12 protein-coding genes are annotated in these 17,589 nt (G+C 66.9%); 5 read left to right on the forward strand and 7 right to left on the reverse strand.

Annotated elements, in window-relative coordinates:
• Positions 1-51: 51 nt before the first annotated feature.
• From AWB83_RS07305 to dapC, 3 genes are read right to left on the reverse strand one after another with little or no spacing between them, the layout of a single operon-like run.
• A complete protein-coding gene (locus tag AWB83_RS07305) occupies positions 52-411 on the reverse strand; it encodes an ArsC family reductase (RefSeq protein ID WP_374729092.1) in 360 nt (119 codons plus the stop codon).
• A 2-nt stretch (positions 412-413) separates the two neighbouring features.
• Positions 414-1,241: a 2,3,4,5-tetrahydropyridine-2,6-dicarboxylate N-succinyltransferase gene (gene dapD, locus AWB83_RS07310; RefSeq protein WP_087043748.1), complete on the reverse strand. Its 828-nt coding sequence runs from the start codon at positions 1,239-1,241 to the stop codon at positions 414-416.
• Positions 1,242-1,284: 43 nt separating this feature from the next.
• Entirely contained in the window at positions 1,285-2,502 is a 1,218-nt protein-coding gene (gene dapC / locus AWB83_RS07315) for a succinyldiaminopimelate transaminase (RefSeq protein WP_087043750.1), read from the reverse strand.
• Between the two features lie 230 nt (positions 2,503-2,732).
• On the opposite strand from dapC, the gene AWB83_RS07320 reads away from it, so the two are divergent.
• The 5 genes from AWB83_RS07320 to def all read left to right on the forward strand — a co-directional run bounded on the left by AWB83_RS07320 (position 2,733) and on the right by def (position 11,596).
• Complete coding sequence (locus AWB83_RS07320; protein WP_087043752.1) at positions 2,733-3,710, forward strand: DMT family transporter; 978 nt, start codon at positions 2,733-2,735, stop codon at positions 3,708-3,710.
• Positions 3,711-3,833: 123 nt separating this feature from the next.
• On the forward strand, positions 3,834-7,349 hold the full coding sequence (gene smc, locus AWB83_RS07325) for a chromosome segregation protein SMC (protein WP_087043754.1): 3,516 nt from the start codon (positions 3,834-3,836) through the stop codon (positions 7,347-7,349).
• 178 nt (positions 7,350-7,527) lie between these two features.
• Positions 7,528-8,793 (forward strand): cell division protein ZipA C-terminal FtsZ-binding domain-containing protein, encoded by a 1,266-nt coding sequence (locus tag AWB83_RS07330; RefSeq protein WP_087043756.1) that lies wholly within the window; start codon positions 7,528-7,530, stop codon positions 8,791-8,793.
• Between the two features lie 194 nt (positions 8,794-8,987).
• Positions 8,988-11,066 (forward strand): NAD-dependent DNA ligase LigA, encoded by a 2,079-nt coding sequence (gene ligA, locus AWB83_RS07335; RefSeq protein WP_087043758.1) that lies wholly within the window; start codon positions 8,988-8,990, stop codon positions 11,064-11,066.
• On the forward strand, positions 11,063-11,596 hold the full coding sequence (gene def, locus AWB83_RS07340) for a peptide deformylase (protein ID WP_087043760.1): 534 nt from the start codon (positions 11,063-11,065) through the stop codon (positions 11,594-11,596). Before ligA ends, def begins: the two co-directional genes overlap by 4 nt.
• Before the next feature lie 68 nt (positions 11,597-11,664).
• Here def and AWB83_RS07345 read toward each other — a convergent pair whose 3' ends face one another.
• The 4 genes from AWB83_RS07345 to map form a co-directional block, all read right to left on the reverse strand.
• Positions 11,665-11,901 (reverse strand): hypothetical protein, encoded by a 237-nt coding sequence (locus AWB83_RS07345; RefSeq protein WP_062606840.1) that lies wholly within the window; start codon positions 11,899-11,901, stop codon positions 11,665-11,667.
• A gap of 258 nt (positions 11,902-12,159) precedes the next feature.
• Positions 12,160-14,013, reverse strand: coding sequence for a pseudouridine synthase (locus AWB83_RS37830; protein ID WP_087043762.1), 1,854 nt, complete (start codon positions 14,011-14,013; stop codon positions 12,160-12,162).
• 6 nt (positions 14,014-14,019) lie between these two features.
• Positions 14,020-16,605: a [protein-PII] uridylyltransferase gene (locus AWB83_RS07355; RefSeq protein WP_087043764.1), complete on the reverse strand. Its 2,586-nt coding sequence runs from the start codon at positions 16,603-16,605 to the stop codon at positions 14,020-14,022.
• Positions 16,606-16,677: 72 nt separating this feature from the next.
• Entirely contained in the window at positions 16,678-17,487 is an 810-nt protein-coding gene (gene map, locus AWB83_RS07360) for a type I methionyl aminopeptidase (protein WP_087043766.1), read from the reverse strand.
• Positions 17,488-17,589 lie beyond the last annotated feature (102 nt).

Here is a 17,589-nt window from a genome sequence, read left to right on the forward strand (position 1 = left end):
CACTCGTAGCGATTCCGCAATGGCCGTCGAGTCGGCAGCCATTGCGCGAACTCACGCAAAGAGCGTTTCGTACTGCTCGGCGGAAAACCCGAGCGTCTTCACGCGCCCGTTCACGACGACGACCGGCCGCTTGATGATCGACGGCTTGTGGATCATCAGCGCGATCGCGCCGGCGGTCGTGTCGGCTTCGGCCTTGTGCACGTCGGACAAGCCGCGCCAGGTCGTGCCGCGCTTGTTGATGAGCTGATCGAGCGACACATCTTTCAGCCAGTCCTGGAGCAGCGCGTTCGACACGCCGGCTTTCTTGAAGTCGTGGAACTCGAACGGCACGCTGTGCGCTTCCAGCCACACGCGCGCCTTCTTCACGGTGTCGCAGTTCGGAATGCCGTAGACGACGGTCGTCTTGGCCACGATCAGTCGCCTCGCAGCAGCTCGTTCAGGCCGACCTTCGCGCGCGTCTTGGCGTCGACCTTCTTGACGATCACGGCGCAGTACAGGCTGTGCGAGCCGTCCTTCGACGGCAGATTGCCCGCGACCACGACCGAGCCCGCCGGAATGCGGCCGTAGCTCACTTCGCCGGTCTCGCGGTCGTAAATCTTGGTCGACTGGCCGAGATACACGCCCATCGAGATGACCGAGTTCTCCTCGACGATCACGCCTTCCACCACTTCCGAGCGCGCGCCGATGAAGCAGTTGTCCTCGATGATGACCGGGTTCGCCTGCAGCGGCTCCAGCACGCCGCCGATGCCCACGCCGCCCGACAGGTGCACGTTCTTGCCGATCTGCGCGCATGAGCCGACGGTGGCCCAGGTATCGACCATCGTGCCTTCGTCGACATAAGCGCCGATGTTGGTGTACGAGGGCATCAGCACGACGTTCTTCGCGATGAACGAGCCGCGGCGCGCGATGGCCGGCGGCACCACGCGGAAGCCGCCCGCCGCGAAGTCTTCGGCCGTGTAGTTCGCGAACTTCGAGGGCACCTTGTCGTAGAACTGCGAGTAGCCGCCGGCGGCCATCGGCGCGTTGTCTTCCAGGCGGAACGACAGCAGCACGGCCTTCTTGAGCCACTGATTCACGATCCACTCGCCGTCGCGCTTCTCGGCGACGCGCATCTGACCTTTGTCGAGCTGCTCGATCGCGTGAGCGACGGCTTCGCGGACTTCCGCGGGCGCGGCCTTGGCCGACAGCTCGGCGCGGTTGTCCCAGGCGGTATCGATGATGCTCTGAAGTTGTTGCGACATAGTGATATCAAGGATGGAGAGATTGGACCGGCGACGCCCGGGATCAGGACTCGAGCGTGCGGCAGAATTCGACGATGCGGCGAGCCCCTTCGACGCATTCCTCGGTCTCGGCGACGAGCGCGATGCGCACGAACCCGACGCCCGGATTCGTGCCGTGCGCCGCGCGAGCGAGGAAAGAGCCCGGCAGAACCGTCACATTATAGTCGGCGTACAGGCGCGCCGCGAACTCGGTATCCGTGAGGCCCAAGCGCGAGACGTTCGCCCAGAGGTAGAACGCGGCGTCGGGCAGGCGGACGTCGAGCACGTCGGCGAGCATCGGCGTGACCGTCTGGAATTTTTTCAGATACTTCGCGCGGTTGTCGCGCACGTGCGTTTCATCCTGCCACGCGGCAATGCTCGCGCGCTGGAACACCGTCGAAAGCGCCGCGCCGTGATACGTGCGATAGAGCAGGAAGTCCTTCAGGATCGACGCATCGCCCGCGACGAAACCCGAGCGCATGCCCGGCACGTTCGAGCGCTTCGACAGGCTCGACAGCATCACCAGGCGATCGAAGCCGCGGCCCAGCAGGCGCGCCGCTTCCAGTCCGCCGAGCGGCGGTTTCGTCTCGTCGAAGTAGATCTCCGAATAGCACTCGTCCGACGCGATCACGAAGCCGTGCTTGTCCGACAGCGCGAACAGTTCGCGCCAGTTGTCGAGCGTGAGCACCGCGCCCGTCGGGTTGCCCGGCGAGCACACGTAGAGCAGCTGCGTGCGCGCCCAGATGTGATCGGGCACGACCGAGTAGTCGCAGGCGAAGTTGCGCGCCGGGTCGCTGTTGACGAAGTAGGGCTCGGCGCCCGCAAGCAGGGCCGCGCCTTCGTAGATTTGATAGAAGGGGTTCGGACAGAGTACGATGGGCGGTTCCGCGCCGTCCGTGCTTCGGCTGTCGATGATCGTCTGCGCGAGCGCGAAAAGCGCTTCGCGCGAGCCGGAGACGGGCAGCACCTGCGTCGCCGGATCGATCGATTCGAGGCCGTAGCGCTGCGTGACCCAGGCCGCGATCGCTGCGCGCAGCGGCTCGCTGCCGAGCGTGGCCGGATACGCGGCGAGGCCGCCGAGCGCATCGGTCACCGCATCGCGGATGAGCGCCGGCGTCGGATGCTTCGGCTCGCCGATGCCGAAGCTGATCGGCGTGAATCCCGCGCGCGGCTCGATGCCCTTGAAGAGCGCGCGAAGCTTTTCGAACGGATAAGGCTGAAGTTTCTTGAGAAGTGGATTCACGGCATGACCGGTAAGCAGTGAGCGATGCACGCGGCGCCGAGCGCCTGCCGCAGCGGCATCGGAAGACATCGAACGGACGCGAAACAAGCTCACGATTATAGCGCGCGCCCCTGCGCCCCAAGCGAGCGGCGGCGCGCGGCACGAAGGACGAAAGATCGAATGATGAAGCTCATAGGCCACGAAATGGGCGCGATGGCGGAGACGAGGGCAACGAGGAACGGAGCGCCGCAATGACCCGCGGTCTTCACAACGCGTGGCCGACGCTCGCGATCATGCTCGGCGCGTCGGTGTGGGGCCTCGTCTGGTACCCGATGCGCATGCTCGCCGCGATGGGCCTGACGGGCACCGCCGCCAGCGCGACGACCAGCGGCGCCGCATGCGTCTTCGTGCTGCTGGTGAAGCGCCGCTCGATCAGCACGCTCTCTTGGCACTGGCTGCTCGTCGCGCTCGGCGTGGCGGCGGGCGTGACCAGTATCGGCTTCGTGTGGGGCGCGATCCACGGCCAGGTGATGCGGGTCCTGCTGCTCTTCTATCTGACGCCCGCCTGGACCGCCATCTTCGCGCACTTCATCCTGAAGGATCGCCTGACGCGCGCCGACGCCGCGCTGTCGCTCCTCTCGCTCGCGGGCGCCGTGACGATGCTCTGGTCGCCCGAGCTCGGCATGCCGCTGCCCGCCGATCTCGCCGAATGGGCGGGTCTCGTGGGCGGCATGGGCTTCGCGATGAGCAATGTGCTCGTCGTGAGGATCACGCGCACGCTCCCTGCAATGAAGGCCGAGATGCGCACCGCGGTGATCTTCGGCGGCGCGGCGCTCGTCGCCTCGCTCGCCACGCTGTTCGAGCCGATGCCGACGCCGCCCGCCGCCGCGCAGCTTCCCGCCGTGACCCTCATCGTGATCGGTCTCGGCATCGTGCTCGCGGCCAACAACGTGATCGTGCAGGTGGGGCTCGCGCGCGTGCCGGCCAATCGCGCGTCGATCATCATGCTCTTCGAGCTCGTGGTCACGGCGCTGTCGTCGTGGCTCTTCGCGGGCGAGGTGCCCGGCCCGCGCGAATGGGCGGGTGGCGCGTGCATCGTCGCGGCGTGCGTGCTGTCGGCGTGGGTGCACCGCACGCGCGCATCGCATGCGCCGTCCGGGCCCGAACCGCCCGACATCGCCGGACGCGAGCCGGAAAGCAAAAAGAAATCGACTCGCGCGATGGTATGATGGTGTCCGCTTCGCCGGGCCCCTCGCGCAGTGATGCGCGAGGGGCCGAATGCGATTGACGGGCCGCGCTGCGGCCTGTCCGCTATTCATCCTCCGTCACCAATTCCAAACAGCGATATCGCCGTGCGTCTGACCTCGATAAAACTCGCTGGCTTCAAGTCCTTCGTCGATCCCACGCATTTTCAGGTCCCCGGCCAGCTCGTCGGCGTCGTCGGGCCGAACGGCTGTGGCAAGTCCAACATCATCGATGCCGTGCGCTGGGTGCTCGGCGAATCGCGCGCCTCGGAGTTGCGCGGCGAATCGATGCAGGACGTGATCTTCAACGGATCGACGGCGCGCAAGCCCGGCAGCCGGGCAAGCGTCGAACTGATCTTCGATAACGCCGAAGGCCGCGCCGCCGGTCAATGGAGCAGCTACGGCGAAATCGCCGTGAAGCGCGTGCTCACGCGCGACGGCACCTCCAGCTACTACATCAACAATCTGCCCGCGCGCCGCCGCGACATCCAGGACATCTTCCTCGGCACCGGTCTCGGCCCGCGCGCGTACGCGATCATCGGGCAGGGCATGATCGCGCGCATCATCGAGGCGAAGCCGGAAGAGCTGCGCGTATTTCTCGAAGAAGCCGCGGGCGTGTCGAAGTACAAGGAGCGCCGCCGCGAGACCGAGAACCGCCTGCACGACACGCGCGAGAATCTGACGCGCGTCGAGGACATCGTCCGCGAGCTGGGCACGAATCTCGAGAAGCTCGAAGGGCAGGCGGTCGTCGCGACGAAGTACAAGGAACTGCAGGCGGAAGGCGAAGAGAAGCAGCGCCTCCTGTGGCTCTTGCGCAAGCGGGAAGCGGGCAGCGAAGCCGAGCGCCAGCAGCGCGCCATCCGCGAGGCGCAGGTCGAGCTCGAAGCGCAAACCGCGCGCCTGCGCGAAGTCGAGGCGCAACTGGAGACGCTGCGCGTCGCGCACTACAGTGCGAGCGACGCGATGCAGGGTGCGCAGGGCGCGCTCTATGAAGCCAACGCCGAAGTGAGCCGCCTGGAAGCGGAGATCCGCTTCATCGTCGAGTCGCGCAATCGCGTGCAGGCGCAGATCGCCGCGCTCACCGCGCAGCGCGAGCAGTGGCAGGTGCAGGCGCAGAAGGCGCGAGACGAAATCGACACCGCCACCGAAGCGCTCGCCGAAGGCGAGGAGAAAGCCGCGATCGCGCAGGAAAATGCCGCCGCGAAGCACGACGCGCTGCCCGCGCTCGAAGCCCGCTGGCGCGATGCCCAGGCGCAACTGAACGACGAGCGCGCGGGCATCGCGCGCGCGGAGCAGGCGCTGAAGCTCGAAGCGGCGCATCAGCGCAACGCCGATCAGCAGCTTCAGCAATTGCAGCAGCGCCAGGAGCGCCTGAAGAACGAAGCGAGCGGCCTCGACGCACCCGACGAAGCGCAGCTCGAAGAGTGGCGCTCGCAGCTCGCCGAAAACGAAGAAGTTCTCGCTGAAGCGCAGGCGCGGCTTGCCGATGCGCAGGAAACCGTGCCGCGTCTCGACGCAGAGCGCCGCGCCGCGCAGGAGCGCGTGCAGAAGGAAAGCGCGCAGATCCATCAGCTCGAAGCGCGCCTCGCCGCGCTCAAGGCATTGCAGGAGAGCGTGCAGACCGAAGGCAAGATCCAGCCGTGGCTCGACAAGCACGAGCTCGGCGCGCTGCCGCGCCTGTGGAAGAAGCTGCACGTCGAGACCGGCTGGGAAGCGGCGCTCGAATCCGTGCTGCGCGAGCGTCTTGCCGCGCTCGAAGTGTCGAATCTCGACTGGATCAAGGCCTTCGCCACCGATGCGCCGCCCGCGAAGCTCGCGTTCTATTCGCCGCCCGTCGCGGGCAAGCCGGTCGAGACGCCGCAAGGCTTGCGCTCGCTGCTCTCGCTGGTGCGCATCGACGATCCGGGCCTGCGCGCCGTGCTCAACGAATGGCTCGGCACGATCTTCGTGGCCGACGATATCGCGCAGGCGCTGGCTTCGCGCAATCAGTTGCCGGAAGGCGCCGCGTTCGTCGTGAAGGCGGGGCATGTCGTGACACGGGTCGGCGTGCAGCTCTACGCGTCGGACTCCGAGCAGTCGGGCATGCTCGCGCGCGCCCAGGAAATCGAGAATCTCACGAAGCAGGTGCGCGCGCAGGCGCTGCTTTCCGACGAAGCGAAAGCGAACGCCGTGCGCGCCGATGCCGCGCACACGCAAGGCTCGCAGGCGCTCGCGGAAGCGCGCGCCGCCGCGGAGCGTGCGACGCAGCGCGTCCACGCCTTGCAGATGGACGTGCTGAAGCTCGCGCAGGCGCACGAGCGCTACACGCAGCGCAGCACGCAGATCGGCGAGGAACTGGAAGAGATCGTCGCGCAGATCGAGGAGCAGCGTGCGCTGCGCGCGGAATCGGAAGCCGCGTTCGAACGCCACGATGCCGAGATCGCGCAGTTGCAGGCGCGTTTCGAGGACAACCAGCTCGCGTTCGAAGCGCTCGACGAGGAGCTCACGAACGCGCGCCACGAACTGCGCGAACTGGAGCGCGCCGCGAGCGACGTGAGCTTCGCCGTACGTGGGCTCGCCGCGAAGATCGACGAGTACCGGCGCAACATCGACACGGCGCACGAGCAGAGCGAGCGCATCGCGGGCGCGCTGGAAGACGCGCGCGCCGAGCTCGAGACCATCAACGAGCAGACGGCGCAAACCGGCCTGCAGGCCGCGCTCGAAGTGCGCGCGGCGCGCGAGGAATCGCTGCACGCGGCGCGCGTCGAACTCGACGATCTCACCGCGCGCCTGCGTCAGACCGACGAGCAGCGTCTGATGGCCGAACGCTCGCTGCAGCCGCTGCGCGACCGCATCAACGAATTGCAGCTGAAGGAACAGGCCGCGCGCATCAGCGGCGAGCAGTTCGTCGAGCAGTTGCAGGCGTCGGGCGTCGACGAAGCCGAGCTCGCGGAGAAGCTCACGCCGGACATGAAGCCGTCGTATCTGCAGGGCGAAGTCACGCGCCTGAACAACGCGATCACGGCGCTCGGGCCCGTCAACATGGCCGCGCTCGAAGAGCTCGCGGCGGCGACCGAGCGCAAGCACTTCCTCGATGCGCAGTCGGCGGACCTCAACGACGCCATCAACACGCTGGAAGACGCGATCCAGAAGATCGACCAGGAAACGCGCGCCCTGCTGCAAGGCACGTTCGACGAGGTGAACCGTCATTTCGGCGAGCTGTTCCCGCGTCTTTTCGGCGGCGGCCAGGCGAAGCTCATCATGACCGGCGACGAAATCCTCGACGCCGGCGTGCAGGTGATGGCGCAGCCGCCCGGCAAGAAAAACTCGACGATTCACCTGCTCTCGGGCGGCGAGAAGGCGCTCACCGCAACCGCGCTCGTGTTCGCGATGTTCCAACTGAATCCGGCGCCGTTCTGTCTGCTCGACGAAGTGGACGCGCCGCTCGACGACGCCAACACCGAGCGCTTCGCGAACCTCGTGCGCGCGATGGCGGCCAAGACGCAGTTCCTGTTCATCTCGCACAACAAGATCGCGATGGAAATGGCGCAGCAGCTGATCGGCGTGACGATGCAGGAGCAGGGCGTGTCGCGCATCGTCGCGGTGGATATGGAATCGGCGGCGGGTTTTGCGCAGAACGGCTGACGCATCGTCGCCAGTCGCGGAGTTTTGAATGAGTGGCAGGCCGGATCGTGATCCGGCCATTGCGCGAAGGCGCGGAGTGGCGCGCATCGGCCAGGCGGTGGCGAGAAGCCGGAACGCGGCGCGATGCGTGCGACAGATCGCGCGGCGCTTCGTAACTTAAAAGAATGATGGAGCCTGCATGGACGAGTTGACACTCGGTTTGATTGGAGCCGGAGCCGTGGTGGTGGGCGGCGTGGTCGTGTACAACGCGTGGCAGAGTGCGAAGGTGCGGCGCAAGATGCCGCGCCCGATGCCCGACGAAGCGGCCGATGCGCTCGCGCGCCAGGAGACCGACGACGAGCAGCCGTTCATCGAGCCCGTGCGCCAGCCGCGCCGCGAGCCGGAGGCAGGAGACGGTGGTGGCGATCAGCCGCGCGATACACGCAATACACGCGTAGAACCGAGTTTCGGCGGCACGAGCTCGGCGACGACGGCGCCGCCGCCGGTCGCGCCCGCCGATACCGCCGTCGATCTTCAGGCCGAGGCGACGTCCGCCAATGGCGTCTCCGAGGAAGCCGAAAGCAGCAGTGAAGACGAGCGCACCGAACCGGTGATGCCCGCCGCGACGACCATTTCGTCGGCACCGCCGGCGGTCGTGGATCGCCGCATCGACTGCGTCGTGCCGATCCGCCTCGCCGCGCCGGTCGCGGGCGACCGCGTGATTCCGCTCGCGCAGCGTCTGCGTCGCGCAGGCACGAAACCCGTCACGATCGAAGGCAAGGCCGAAGGCCAGAGCACGTGGGAATTGCCGCGCAACGGCGTGCGTTATGAAGAGCTGCGCGCGGCCGCGCAACTGGCGAACCGCAGCGGTCCGCTGAACGAGCTCGAATTCTCGGAGTTCGTGACCGGCGTGCAGCGTCTCGCCGATGCCATCGACGGTTCGCCCGAATTTCCCGACATGATGGAAACCGTCGGCATGGCGCGCGAACTCGACGCGTTCGCCGCGCAGTGCGACGCGCAGCTCTCGATCAACATCCTCTCCGACGGCGCGCCTTGGTCGGCGAACTACGTGCAGGCGGTGGCGTCGCAAGACGGCCTCTTGCTCTCGCGCGACGGCACGCGCTTCGTCAAGCTCGACGCGAAACAGAATCCCGTCTTCATGCTCCAGTTCGGCGACACCAACTTCCTGCGCGACGACCTCACCTACAAGGGCGGCCAGATGATCACGCTGGTGCTCGACGTGCCCGTCGCCGACGAGGACATTCTGCCGTTCCGCCTGATGTGCGATTACGCGAAGTCGCTGTCGGAGCGCATCGGCGCGCGCGTCGTCGACGATCAGCGCCGGCCGCTGCCGGAGTCCGCGCTGCTCGCCATCGAAAAGCAGTTGATGACGCTGTACGCGAAGCTGGAGCAGGCGGGCATCCCTGCCGGCTCGCCCGCGACGCGGCGGCTCTTCAGCCAGTAACGCCGATGCGCGCGCGATTTCCCGGCGCGCGCTTGCTGCCAGCGGATCGCGCCCCATCCGGGGCGCTTTCTTTTGCGTGCGCGCCGCCGCACGCCGGCCCGCACTTGAGCCGTTCGGCCGATGCCCCGATTTACCGATCTTCTGAGACAATCGAACGATCGATTGACCGATTTACCTCATTCATTCGAAGCCGCATGTCCGCAAAAACGAAAGCCGAATCCGCCGCCGCCCGCCGATCGGGAGCCGCCGTGCCCAGCGCCGATCGTCCGGCCGAGCGCGCGGCGTGGCTGCGCTCGGAACTGGAGCGCGCGAACTACGCGTATTACGTGCTGGATCAGCCGGATCTGCCCGACGCCGAATACGACACGCTTTTCAAGGAGCTTCAGGCCATCGAGGCCGATCACCCGGATCTGATCACGCCGGACTCGCCGACGCAGCGCGTGGGCGGTGAAGTGGCCGAGGGTTTCACGCCGGTCGTCCACGACGTGCCGATGCTCTCGCTCAACAACGGTTTCGCGGACGAGGACATCGTCGCATTCGACAAGCGCGTGTCGGACGCGCTGGGCCACACGCCCGTCGAATACGCGTGCGAGCTGAAATTCGACGGCCTCGCCATCTCGCTGCGCTACGACGACGGCCATTTCGTGCAGGCCGCGACACGCGGCGACGGCGCGACGGGCGAAGACGTGACGGCCAACGTCCGCACGATCCGCTCGATTCCGCTGACCTTGAAGGGCAAGAACGTGCCCAAGCGGCTCGACGTGCGCGGCGAGGTGCTGATGTTCAGGCGCGACTTCGAGCGCCTGAACGCGCGGCAGCGCGAAGCGGGACAGCGTGAATTCGCCAATCCGCGCAACGCGGCGGCGGGCGGGCTGCGCCAGCTCGATCCGAAGATGACCGCGCAACGCTCGCTGTCGTTCTTCGCTTACGGCATCGGCGTGCTGGAAGGTGCCGCGATGCCCGGCACGCACGCGGACCTGCTCGATTGGTACAAGGAAATGGGCTTGCCGGTGAATGCGGAGCGCGCGGTCGTCGAGGGCGCGGACGGCCTGCTGGGTTTCTTCCACAAAATCGGCGAGAAGCGCGACAAGCTGCCGTACGACATCGACGGCGTCGTCTACAAGGTCAACAGGCGTGACGAGCAGGACAGACTCGGTTTCGTGTCGCGTGCGCCGCGCTTCGCGCTCGCGCACAAGTTCCCGGCGCAGGAAGCGCTGACGCAGCTGCTGGCGATCGACGTGCAGGTCGGCCGCACGGGTGCGATCACGCCGGTCGCGCGGCTCGCGCCGGTGTTCGTCGGCGGCGCGACGGTTACCAATGCGACGCTGCACAATGAAGACGAGGTTCGCCGCAAGGACATCCGCATCGGCGACACGGTCACGGTGCGCCGCGCGGGCGACGTGATTCCCGAAGTCGTCGGCGCGATTCTGGATCGCCGTCCGGCAGACGCCCGCGAATTCGTGATGCCGACGGAGTGCCCGGTCTGCGGCTCGAAGATCGAGCGCCTGCCGGACGAAGCGATCGCGCGCTGCACGGGCGGGCTCTTCTGCCCGGCGCAGCGCAAGCAGGCGCTCTGGCACTTCGCGCAGCGCCGCGCGCTCGACATCGACGGGCTTGGCGAGAAGATCATCGACCAGCTGGTCGAAGAGAATCTCGTGCGCACGCCGGCCGATCTTTTCAATCTGGGCTTCTCGACGCTCGCGGCGCTCGACCGTTTTGCGGACAAATCCGCGCAGAACCTGCTCGACTCGCTGGAAAAGGCGAGAAACACGACGCTCGCGCGCTTCATCTACGCGCTCGGCATCCGGCACGTCGGCGAGTCGACCGCGAAGGATCTCGCCAAGCACTTCGGCTCGCTCGATCCGATCATGTCGGCGTCGGTCGAAGAGCTGCTCGAAGTCAACGATGTTGGCCCGGTGGTGGCCGAGGCCATTCACAATTTCTTCAGCGAAGAGCACAACCAGCACGTGATCGAGCAGTTGCGCGCGAAGGTGTCGTGGCCGGAAGGGCCGCCCGCGCCCAGGGCGCCGCAGGGCGTGCTGGCCGGCAAGACGGTCGTGCTGACGGGCACGCTGCCCACGCTCTCGCGCGAGGAAGCGAAGGAAATGCTGGAGGCGGCCGGAGCGAAGGTGGCCGGCTCGGTATCGAAGAAGACCGACTACGTCGTGGCGGGCGCGGAAGCGGGCAGCAAGCTCGCGAAAGCGGAGGAACTCGGGGTTTCCGTTCTCGACGAAGACGGCATGCGTAAGCTTTTGGAAGGAGTCACTCCATGATCCGAGAAATCCTGAAGATGGGCGATCCGCGGCTTTTGCGCATCGCGCAGCCGGTCGAGCATTTCGACACGCCGGAACTGCACGCGCTCGTGCAGGACATGTTCGATACGATGCGCGACGCCAACGGCGCGGGGCTGGCCGCGCCGCAGATCGGCGTCGATCTGCAGGTGGTGATTTTCGGCTTCGGGCATAACGAGCGTTATCCCGACGCGCCGTCGGTGCCGGAGACGGTGCTCATCAACCCGATCATCACGCCGAACGGGCACGACATGGAGGAGGGCTGGGAAGGCTGCCTGTCCGTGCCGGGCCTGCGCGGCGCGGTGCAGCGCTTCTCGATGATCCGCTACCAGGGCTTCGACCAGTCCGGCAACGCGATCGAGCGGCTCGCCGAGGGCTTTCACGCGCGCGTGGTGCAGCACGAGTGCGACCATCTGATCGGCAAGCTCTATCCGATGCGCATCACCGACTTCTCGAAGTTCGGCTTCACGGAAGTGCTCTTCCCGGGGCTCGATCCGGTGCGCGACGAGTAGCGCCGCGCGTATCGAACCGCGAGGGCATCACCACGCAGAAGGCCGTTCCGCGGGGAGCGGCTTTTTCTTTACGCCAGGGTTTTCGGATTGCCGCTGATATCGGGCTGGCGGAACAGTGCGACGTGCTCCGGATTTGCGGACGCCTGCAAGCGTCCGTCCGGCAGGCGGGCGATCACCATTTCGCCGACGCCGGGACTCATCACGACGACTTCGTCGCGCAGGGCGAGCAGGGCTTCGAGCCGTCGTCGGCCGCTCACGATCTCAAGACCGGTTCCCGTCTCACGAACGATGATCTCAACTGACATGCCGATTCTCCCTCAATGCCGTTCAATGCTGATCCTGCTGCCGTCCACCTGAAGCCGAGCGGTGCGGCCGCGCGCATCCGCCTGACCGGTGTAACGGATCGATGATTCATTTTCTTTAGCCAAAAAACGGCCAAAAACGAAAAGGCACGATCGGGGCTGCATCGTGCCGATTTCTTCGCTGGAACGTCGCATTTTTGCGACGCAGCAGAATCCAGCACGTACGTTCGATCGGACGTACGCGCGGGATTTTCGGTTTACTCAGAAGCTCTCGTTCGGCGCGAGGTAGCGCCACTGCCCGGGCGGCAGCGCGCCGAGCGCGACGCGCCCCATGCGGATGCGTTTCAGGCCGACGACTTCCAGCCCGACGAGTTCGCACATGCGGCGGATCTGGCGTTTCTTGCCTTCGCGCAACACGAAGCGAAGCTGCTCGCCGTTTTGCCAGCTTACCTGCGCCGTCTTGAGCGGCACGCCGTCGAGCTCGAGGCCATGACGCAGCAGCGCGAGCTTCTCGGCGGGCAAGTGCCGGTCGACGTCGACCGTGTGCTCGCCGAAGCGCACGCGCACGAGGTACTCCTTGTCGACTTCCGAATGGCCGCCGATCAACTGCTTCGCGATGCGGCCGTCCTGCGTGAGCACGAGCAGGCCCGTCGAATCGATGTCGAGACGGCCCGCCGGCGCGAGCGTGCGCAGATGGCCCGGCGAGAAACGGATGCCCGAGCGGTCCTCGTTCCAGTGATTGGCCGGATTGATGAGCGTCACGGCCGGCTCGTAGCCGTCTTCCGCCTGGCCCGACACGAAGCCCACCGGCTTGTGCAGAAGGATCGTGACCCGTTGCGATTGCGCGGAGTGCGCGGCGGGCAGGATCTCGATGTTCTGCGTCGGGCGGATGCGTGTGCCGAGCGTGTCGATGACTTCTCCGTCGACGAGCACCCAGCCTTTCTCGATCCATTCGTCGGCTTCGCGGCGCGAGCAAAGACCGAGTTCCGACATGACTTTCGACAGGCGCACGAGACCGTCGTCATGGGCGCGGTGCTTCGGCGCGGACTCGGCGGCCGGCGCGGGGGCGACCGGTTTGGCTGCGGCTCTCGGCGCCGGCTTGCGTGCTTCGCTGCGTTCTTCGCGCCGAGCAAATGGGCGCTCGTTTTCTTCGCGGCGCGCCGTGCGCGGACCGCGATCGCCGAATGCGGGGCGCGAATCATCGCCGCGCGGTTTGAACCTGCGGCGCTCGTCGCTGCCCGATGGGCGCTCACCACGCGCCTGCGGACGACCTTCGGACGGCTTGCGCGGACCGCGATCGCCGAAAGCAGGGCGCGAATCATCGCCAGGCGGTTTGAACGCGCGACGCTCCTCGCCGCCCGATGCACGCTCGCCACGCGCCTGCGGACGACCTTCGGACGGCTTGCGCGGACCGCGATCGCCGAAAGCAGGGCGCGAATCATCGCCACGCGGTTTGAACGCGCGACGCTCCTCGCTGCCCGATGGGCGCTCGCCACGCGCCGGCGGACGGCCTTCGGACGGCTTGCGCGGACCGCGATCGCCGAAAGCGGGGCGCGAATCATCGCCGCCACGCGGTTTGAACGCGCGGCGCTCGTCGCTGCCCGACGCGCGCTCGCCACGCGCCGGCGGACGGCCTTCGGACGGCTTGCGCGGACCGCGATCGCCGAAAGCGAGGCGCGAATCATCGCCACCACGCGGTTTGAACGTGCGACGCTCGTCGCCGCCCGATGGGCGCTCGCCGCGCGCCTGCGGACGACCTTCGAACGGCTTGCGCGGGCCGCGATCGCCGAAAGCAGGGCGCGAATCATCGCCACGCGGTTTGAACGCGCGACGCTCCTCGCCGCCCGACGCGCGCTCGCCACGTGCGGGCGGGCGGCCTTCGAATGACTTGCGCGGACCCGAACCCGGACGCGAATCGTCGCCGCGCGATTTGAACGCACGCGATTCGCGCGGCGCATCCGCGCGCTTGTCCGCGGCCGGCTGGCTCGCGCGCTTCGGGCGCGCTTCCGCCGGCGGCGCATGAACAGGCTTGCGCCCGGTGGCACTGCCGGAACGAACCGGCGTTCGCGTCGCCGAGGTGGGACGCGGATGTTTGGCTGTCAGTTTGACGCGCATAAAGTATCAGGCTGCGATCGCGCGCAGCAGTTCGGTCTCGACCTGGATCTGGGTGCGGTTGTTCGACAGGCTCTTGCCGTCGAGCAGGAACACGTCCTCGACGCGTTCGCCGAGGGTGTTGATCCGCGCCGCCTGCACGCCGATCCGGTGTTGCGCGAGAACGCGCGCGATCGAATAAAGAAGGCCTTGCCGGTCGTTGGCCGACACGGAGAGGATGTAGTACTGGCCGCGGTCGTCGGGACGCAGGTCCACGCGCGGCGTGATCGGAAACGTGCGCACGAGCCGCGACACGCGGCCCTTCGACGGCTCCGGCAGAATGCGCTCGTCCGTCAGTAGCGCGGCCAGTTGCTGCTCGACGAGATTGGCGATGTCGCGATAACTCCCGTCGTGATCCGGATGCGCGACGAGAAAGTTGTCGAGCGCGTAGCCGTGGCGCGTCGTCGTCACGCGTGCATCGAGCACGGAGAGGCCGTTCCGGTCGAAGTACGCGCAGATGCCGGCGAAGAGATCCGGCCGGTCCTTCAGGTACACGAGCACCTGCAGCGCCGCGCCGATGGGCGAGGGCCGCGCGCGCACGATCGGCTCGTCGCTCTCGACGTGACGGTACAGCACGCGCGTCTGCCAGGCGATGTCGGCCGGATCGTGCCGCAGGAAATAGCCGACGTCGAGCTGGTCCCAGAGCCGCTTCTGCGCGTGTTCCGGGACGGTTTCGAGCCGCAGCAGCGCGAGTGCGGCTTCCTGGCGCGACTTGAGTTCCGAATGCGTATCCGGCTCGGCGCCGCCCAGCACGGCCTGCGTCGCGCGGAAGAGGTCTTCGAGGAGCTTGCCCTTCCAGTTGTTCCACACTTTCGGGCTCGTGCCGCGGATATCCGCGACGGTCAGCAGATACAGCGCGGTGAGCCGCCGCTCCGTCGTCACGACCGATGCGAAGTGCTTGATCACTTCGGGATCGCTCGTGTCCTGCTTCTGCGCGACCTGGCTCATCGTCAGATGCTGCTGCACGAGCCAGACGATCAGCTCCGTGTCTTCCTGCCCGATGTCGTGCTCGCGGCAGAAGCGCCGGGCGTCGGCCATGCCGAGCGTCGAATGATCGCCGCCGCGGCCTTTCGCGATGTCGTGGAAGAGCGCCGCGACGTAGAGCACCCACGGGCGCTCGAAGTTGCCCATCAGCTGGCTGCAGAACGGGTACTCGTGCGCATGCTCGGCGATCGCGAAGCGCCGCAGGTTGCGCAGCACCATCAGGATGTGCTGATCGACCGTGTAGACGTGATAGAGGTCGTGCTGCATCTGCCCGACGATGCGCCGGAAGTTGAGCAGATAGCGCCCGAGCACGCTCGTCTGGTTCATGAGCCGCAGTGCGTGCGTGATGCCTTCGGGCTGCTTCAGGATCTCCATGAAGAGCCGCCGGTTTTCCGGATCGCGCCGCCAGTCGCGGTCCGTCAGGTCGCGCGCGTTGTAGATCGCGCGCAGCGTGCGCGCGGAGAGGCCCTTGATGCCGCGCGTCTGCTCGTAGAGCAGGAATGCTTCGAGAATCGCGTGCGGCTCGCGCTCGAACACGTCGTCACGCGCGATTTCCAGCATGCCTTGCTTCTCGACGAAGCGCCCGTTGATCACGCGCGTGATGCCGCTCGTCGAAGGAAAAAGCTGTGCCTCGACGTTCTGGATGAGGATGGTCGCGAGTTGCGTGACGGCTTTCGCCGCCCAGTAATAGCGGCGCATCAGCTGCTCGCTCGCGCGCTTGGCCGTCGTCGCCTCGAAGCCGAAGCTCTCGGCGAGCGGCGTCTGCAAGTCGAAGACGAGAATGTCCTGGCGGCGTTTCGCGATCACGTGCAGCCGCGCGCGCAACGCCTTCAGAAAGCCTTCGTTGCGGCGCAGCTCGCGCGCCTCGCGCTCGGTGATGAGCCCGCGCGAGTCGAGCTCGCGCCAGCTGCTGCCGAAGCCCGCCGCGCGCGCGATCCACAGGATCAGCTGGAGATCGCGCAGGCCGCCGGGGCTTTCCTTGATGTTCGGTTCCAGGCTGTACGGCGTGTCCTGGAACTTCGCGTGACGCTGGCGCATTTCCAGCACTTTTGCCTGGAAGAACGCGCGCGGGTCGAGCGTCTCGTGGTAGCGCTCCGAAAAGCGCTTGAACAGCTGCGTGTCGCCGCAGATGCGCCGCGCTTCGAGCAGCGAGGTCTGCACGGTGATGTCGTTGTCCGCCTCGGCGATGCACTGCGCGACCGAACGCACGCTGCTGCCGATATCGAGCCCCAGATCCCACGCCATGCCGATGAAGCGCTCGACGCGCCCGTTGAGATCGGCGTCGTCGCTCTGGGGCGCCGTGTCGGGCAGCAGGACGAGGATGTCGACATCGGAATAGGGCGCGAGCTCGCCGCGTCCGTAGCCGCCGACCGCGACGAGCGCGGCGTTGTCCGGCATCTCGCAGGCGGCCCAGGCGCCCGTGAGGGCGTCGTCGGTGGCGCGGGCGAGGGCGTGCATCAGCGGCTCGACGTTCGACGCCGTCTGAAAGCGTTCGATGAGCGCCGCCTTCGCCGCCTTGTAGGCGGCGCGCAACGTTTCACAGGGCGTGGCGACGGCGGCGGTGACGCTCATAGATGGAAAGTGGCGAGGACGACAGGGGGTTGCACCCGCGTGCAGACGCGGCGGGCGCCGGAAGACGCGAAATCAGGCGGTCGCCGCGATCAGCTGAGACGGCGCCTGCGTGCCCGTCGAGACGGTCAGCACTTCGTAGCCGGTCGGCGTGACGAGCACCGTGTGCTCCCACTGCGCGGACAGGCTGCGATCGCGCGTCTTGACGGTCCACTGGTCCGGCATGGTGCGGATTTCGCGGCGGCCGGCGTTGATCATCGGCTCGACGGTGAAGATCATGCCCGCCTGCAGTTCGATGCCCGTGCTCGGACGGCCGTAGTGCAGCACCTGCGGCTCCTCGTGGAACACCTGGCCGATGCCGTGGCCGCAATACTCCCGCACGACGCTGTAGCCCTGCGCCTCGGCGTGCTTCTGGATGGCGTGCCCGATATCGCCCAGATGCGCGCCCGGGCGCACCTGATCGATGCCGAGCCACATGCAGTCGAAGGTGGTCTGCACGAGGCGCTTCGCAAGGATCGAGCCCTCGCCCACGATGAACATGCGGCTCGTGTCGCCGAAATAGCCGTTCTTGATGACGGTGATGTCGATGTTGAGGGCGTCGCCGTTCTTGAGCACCTTTTCGCCGGGAATTCCGTGACAGATCACGTCGTTCACCGAGATGCAGGTGGCCTTCGGGTACGGCGGGTAGCCGGGCGGCTGGTAATTCAGCGGTGCGGGAACGGTGCCCTGTTCCTTCACCATATAGTCGTGGCAGAGGCGATCGAGTTCTTCGGTCGTCACGCCGGGAACGATGTGCGGCGTGATGAAATCGAGCACTTCGCTGGCGAGCCGGCAGGCGACGCGCATCTGCGCGATATCGTGGTCGTTTTTCAGCGTAATGGACATGACTTGGCTCGGAATTGCGTGTATGCGGCCGTGCGCCGCGAAAGCGGCATTATCGCACCTTAAGAAATGCGCCGCACCCGGATAGTTGGGAGCTGGCGGCCC

Origin of the sequence: Caballeronia ptereochthonis (assembly GCF_001545075.1) — a bacterium.
In the GTDB taxonomy this organism is placed as follows: Bacteria; Pseudomonadota; Gammaproteobacteria; order Burkholderiales; family Burkholderiaceae; genus Caballeronia; species Caballeronia ptereochthonis.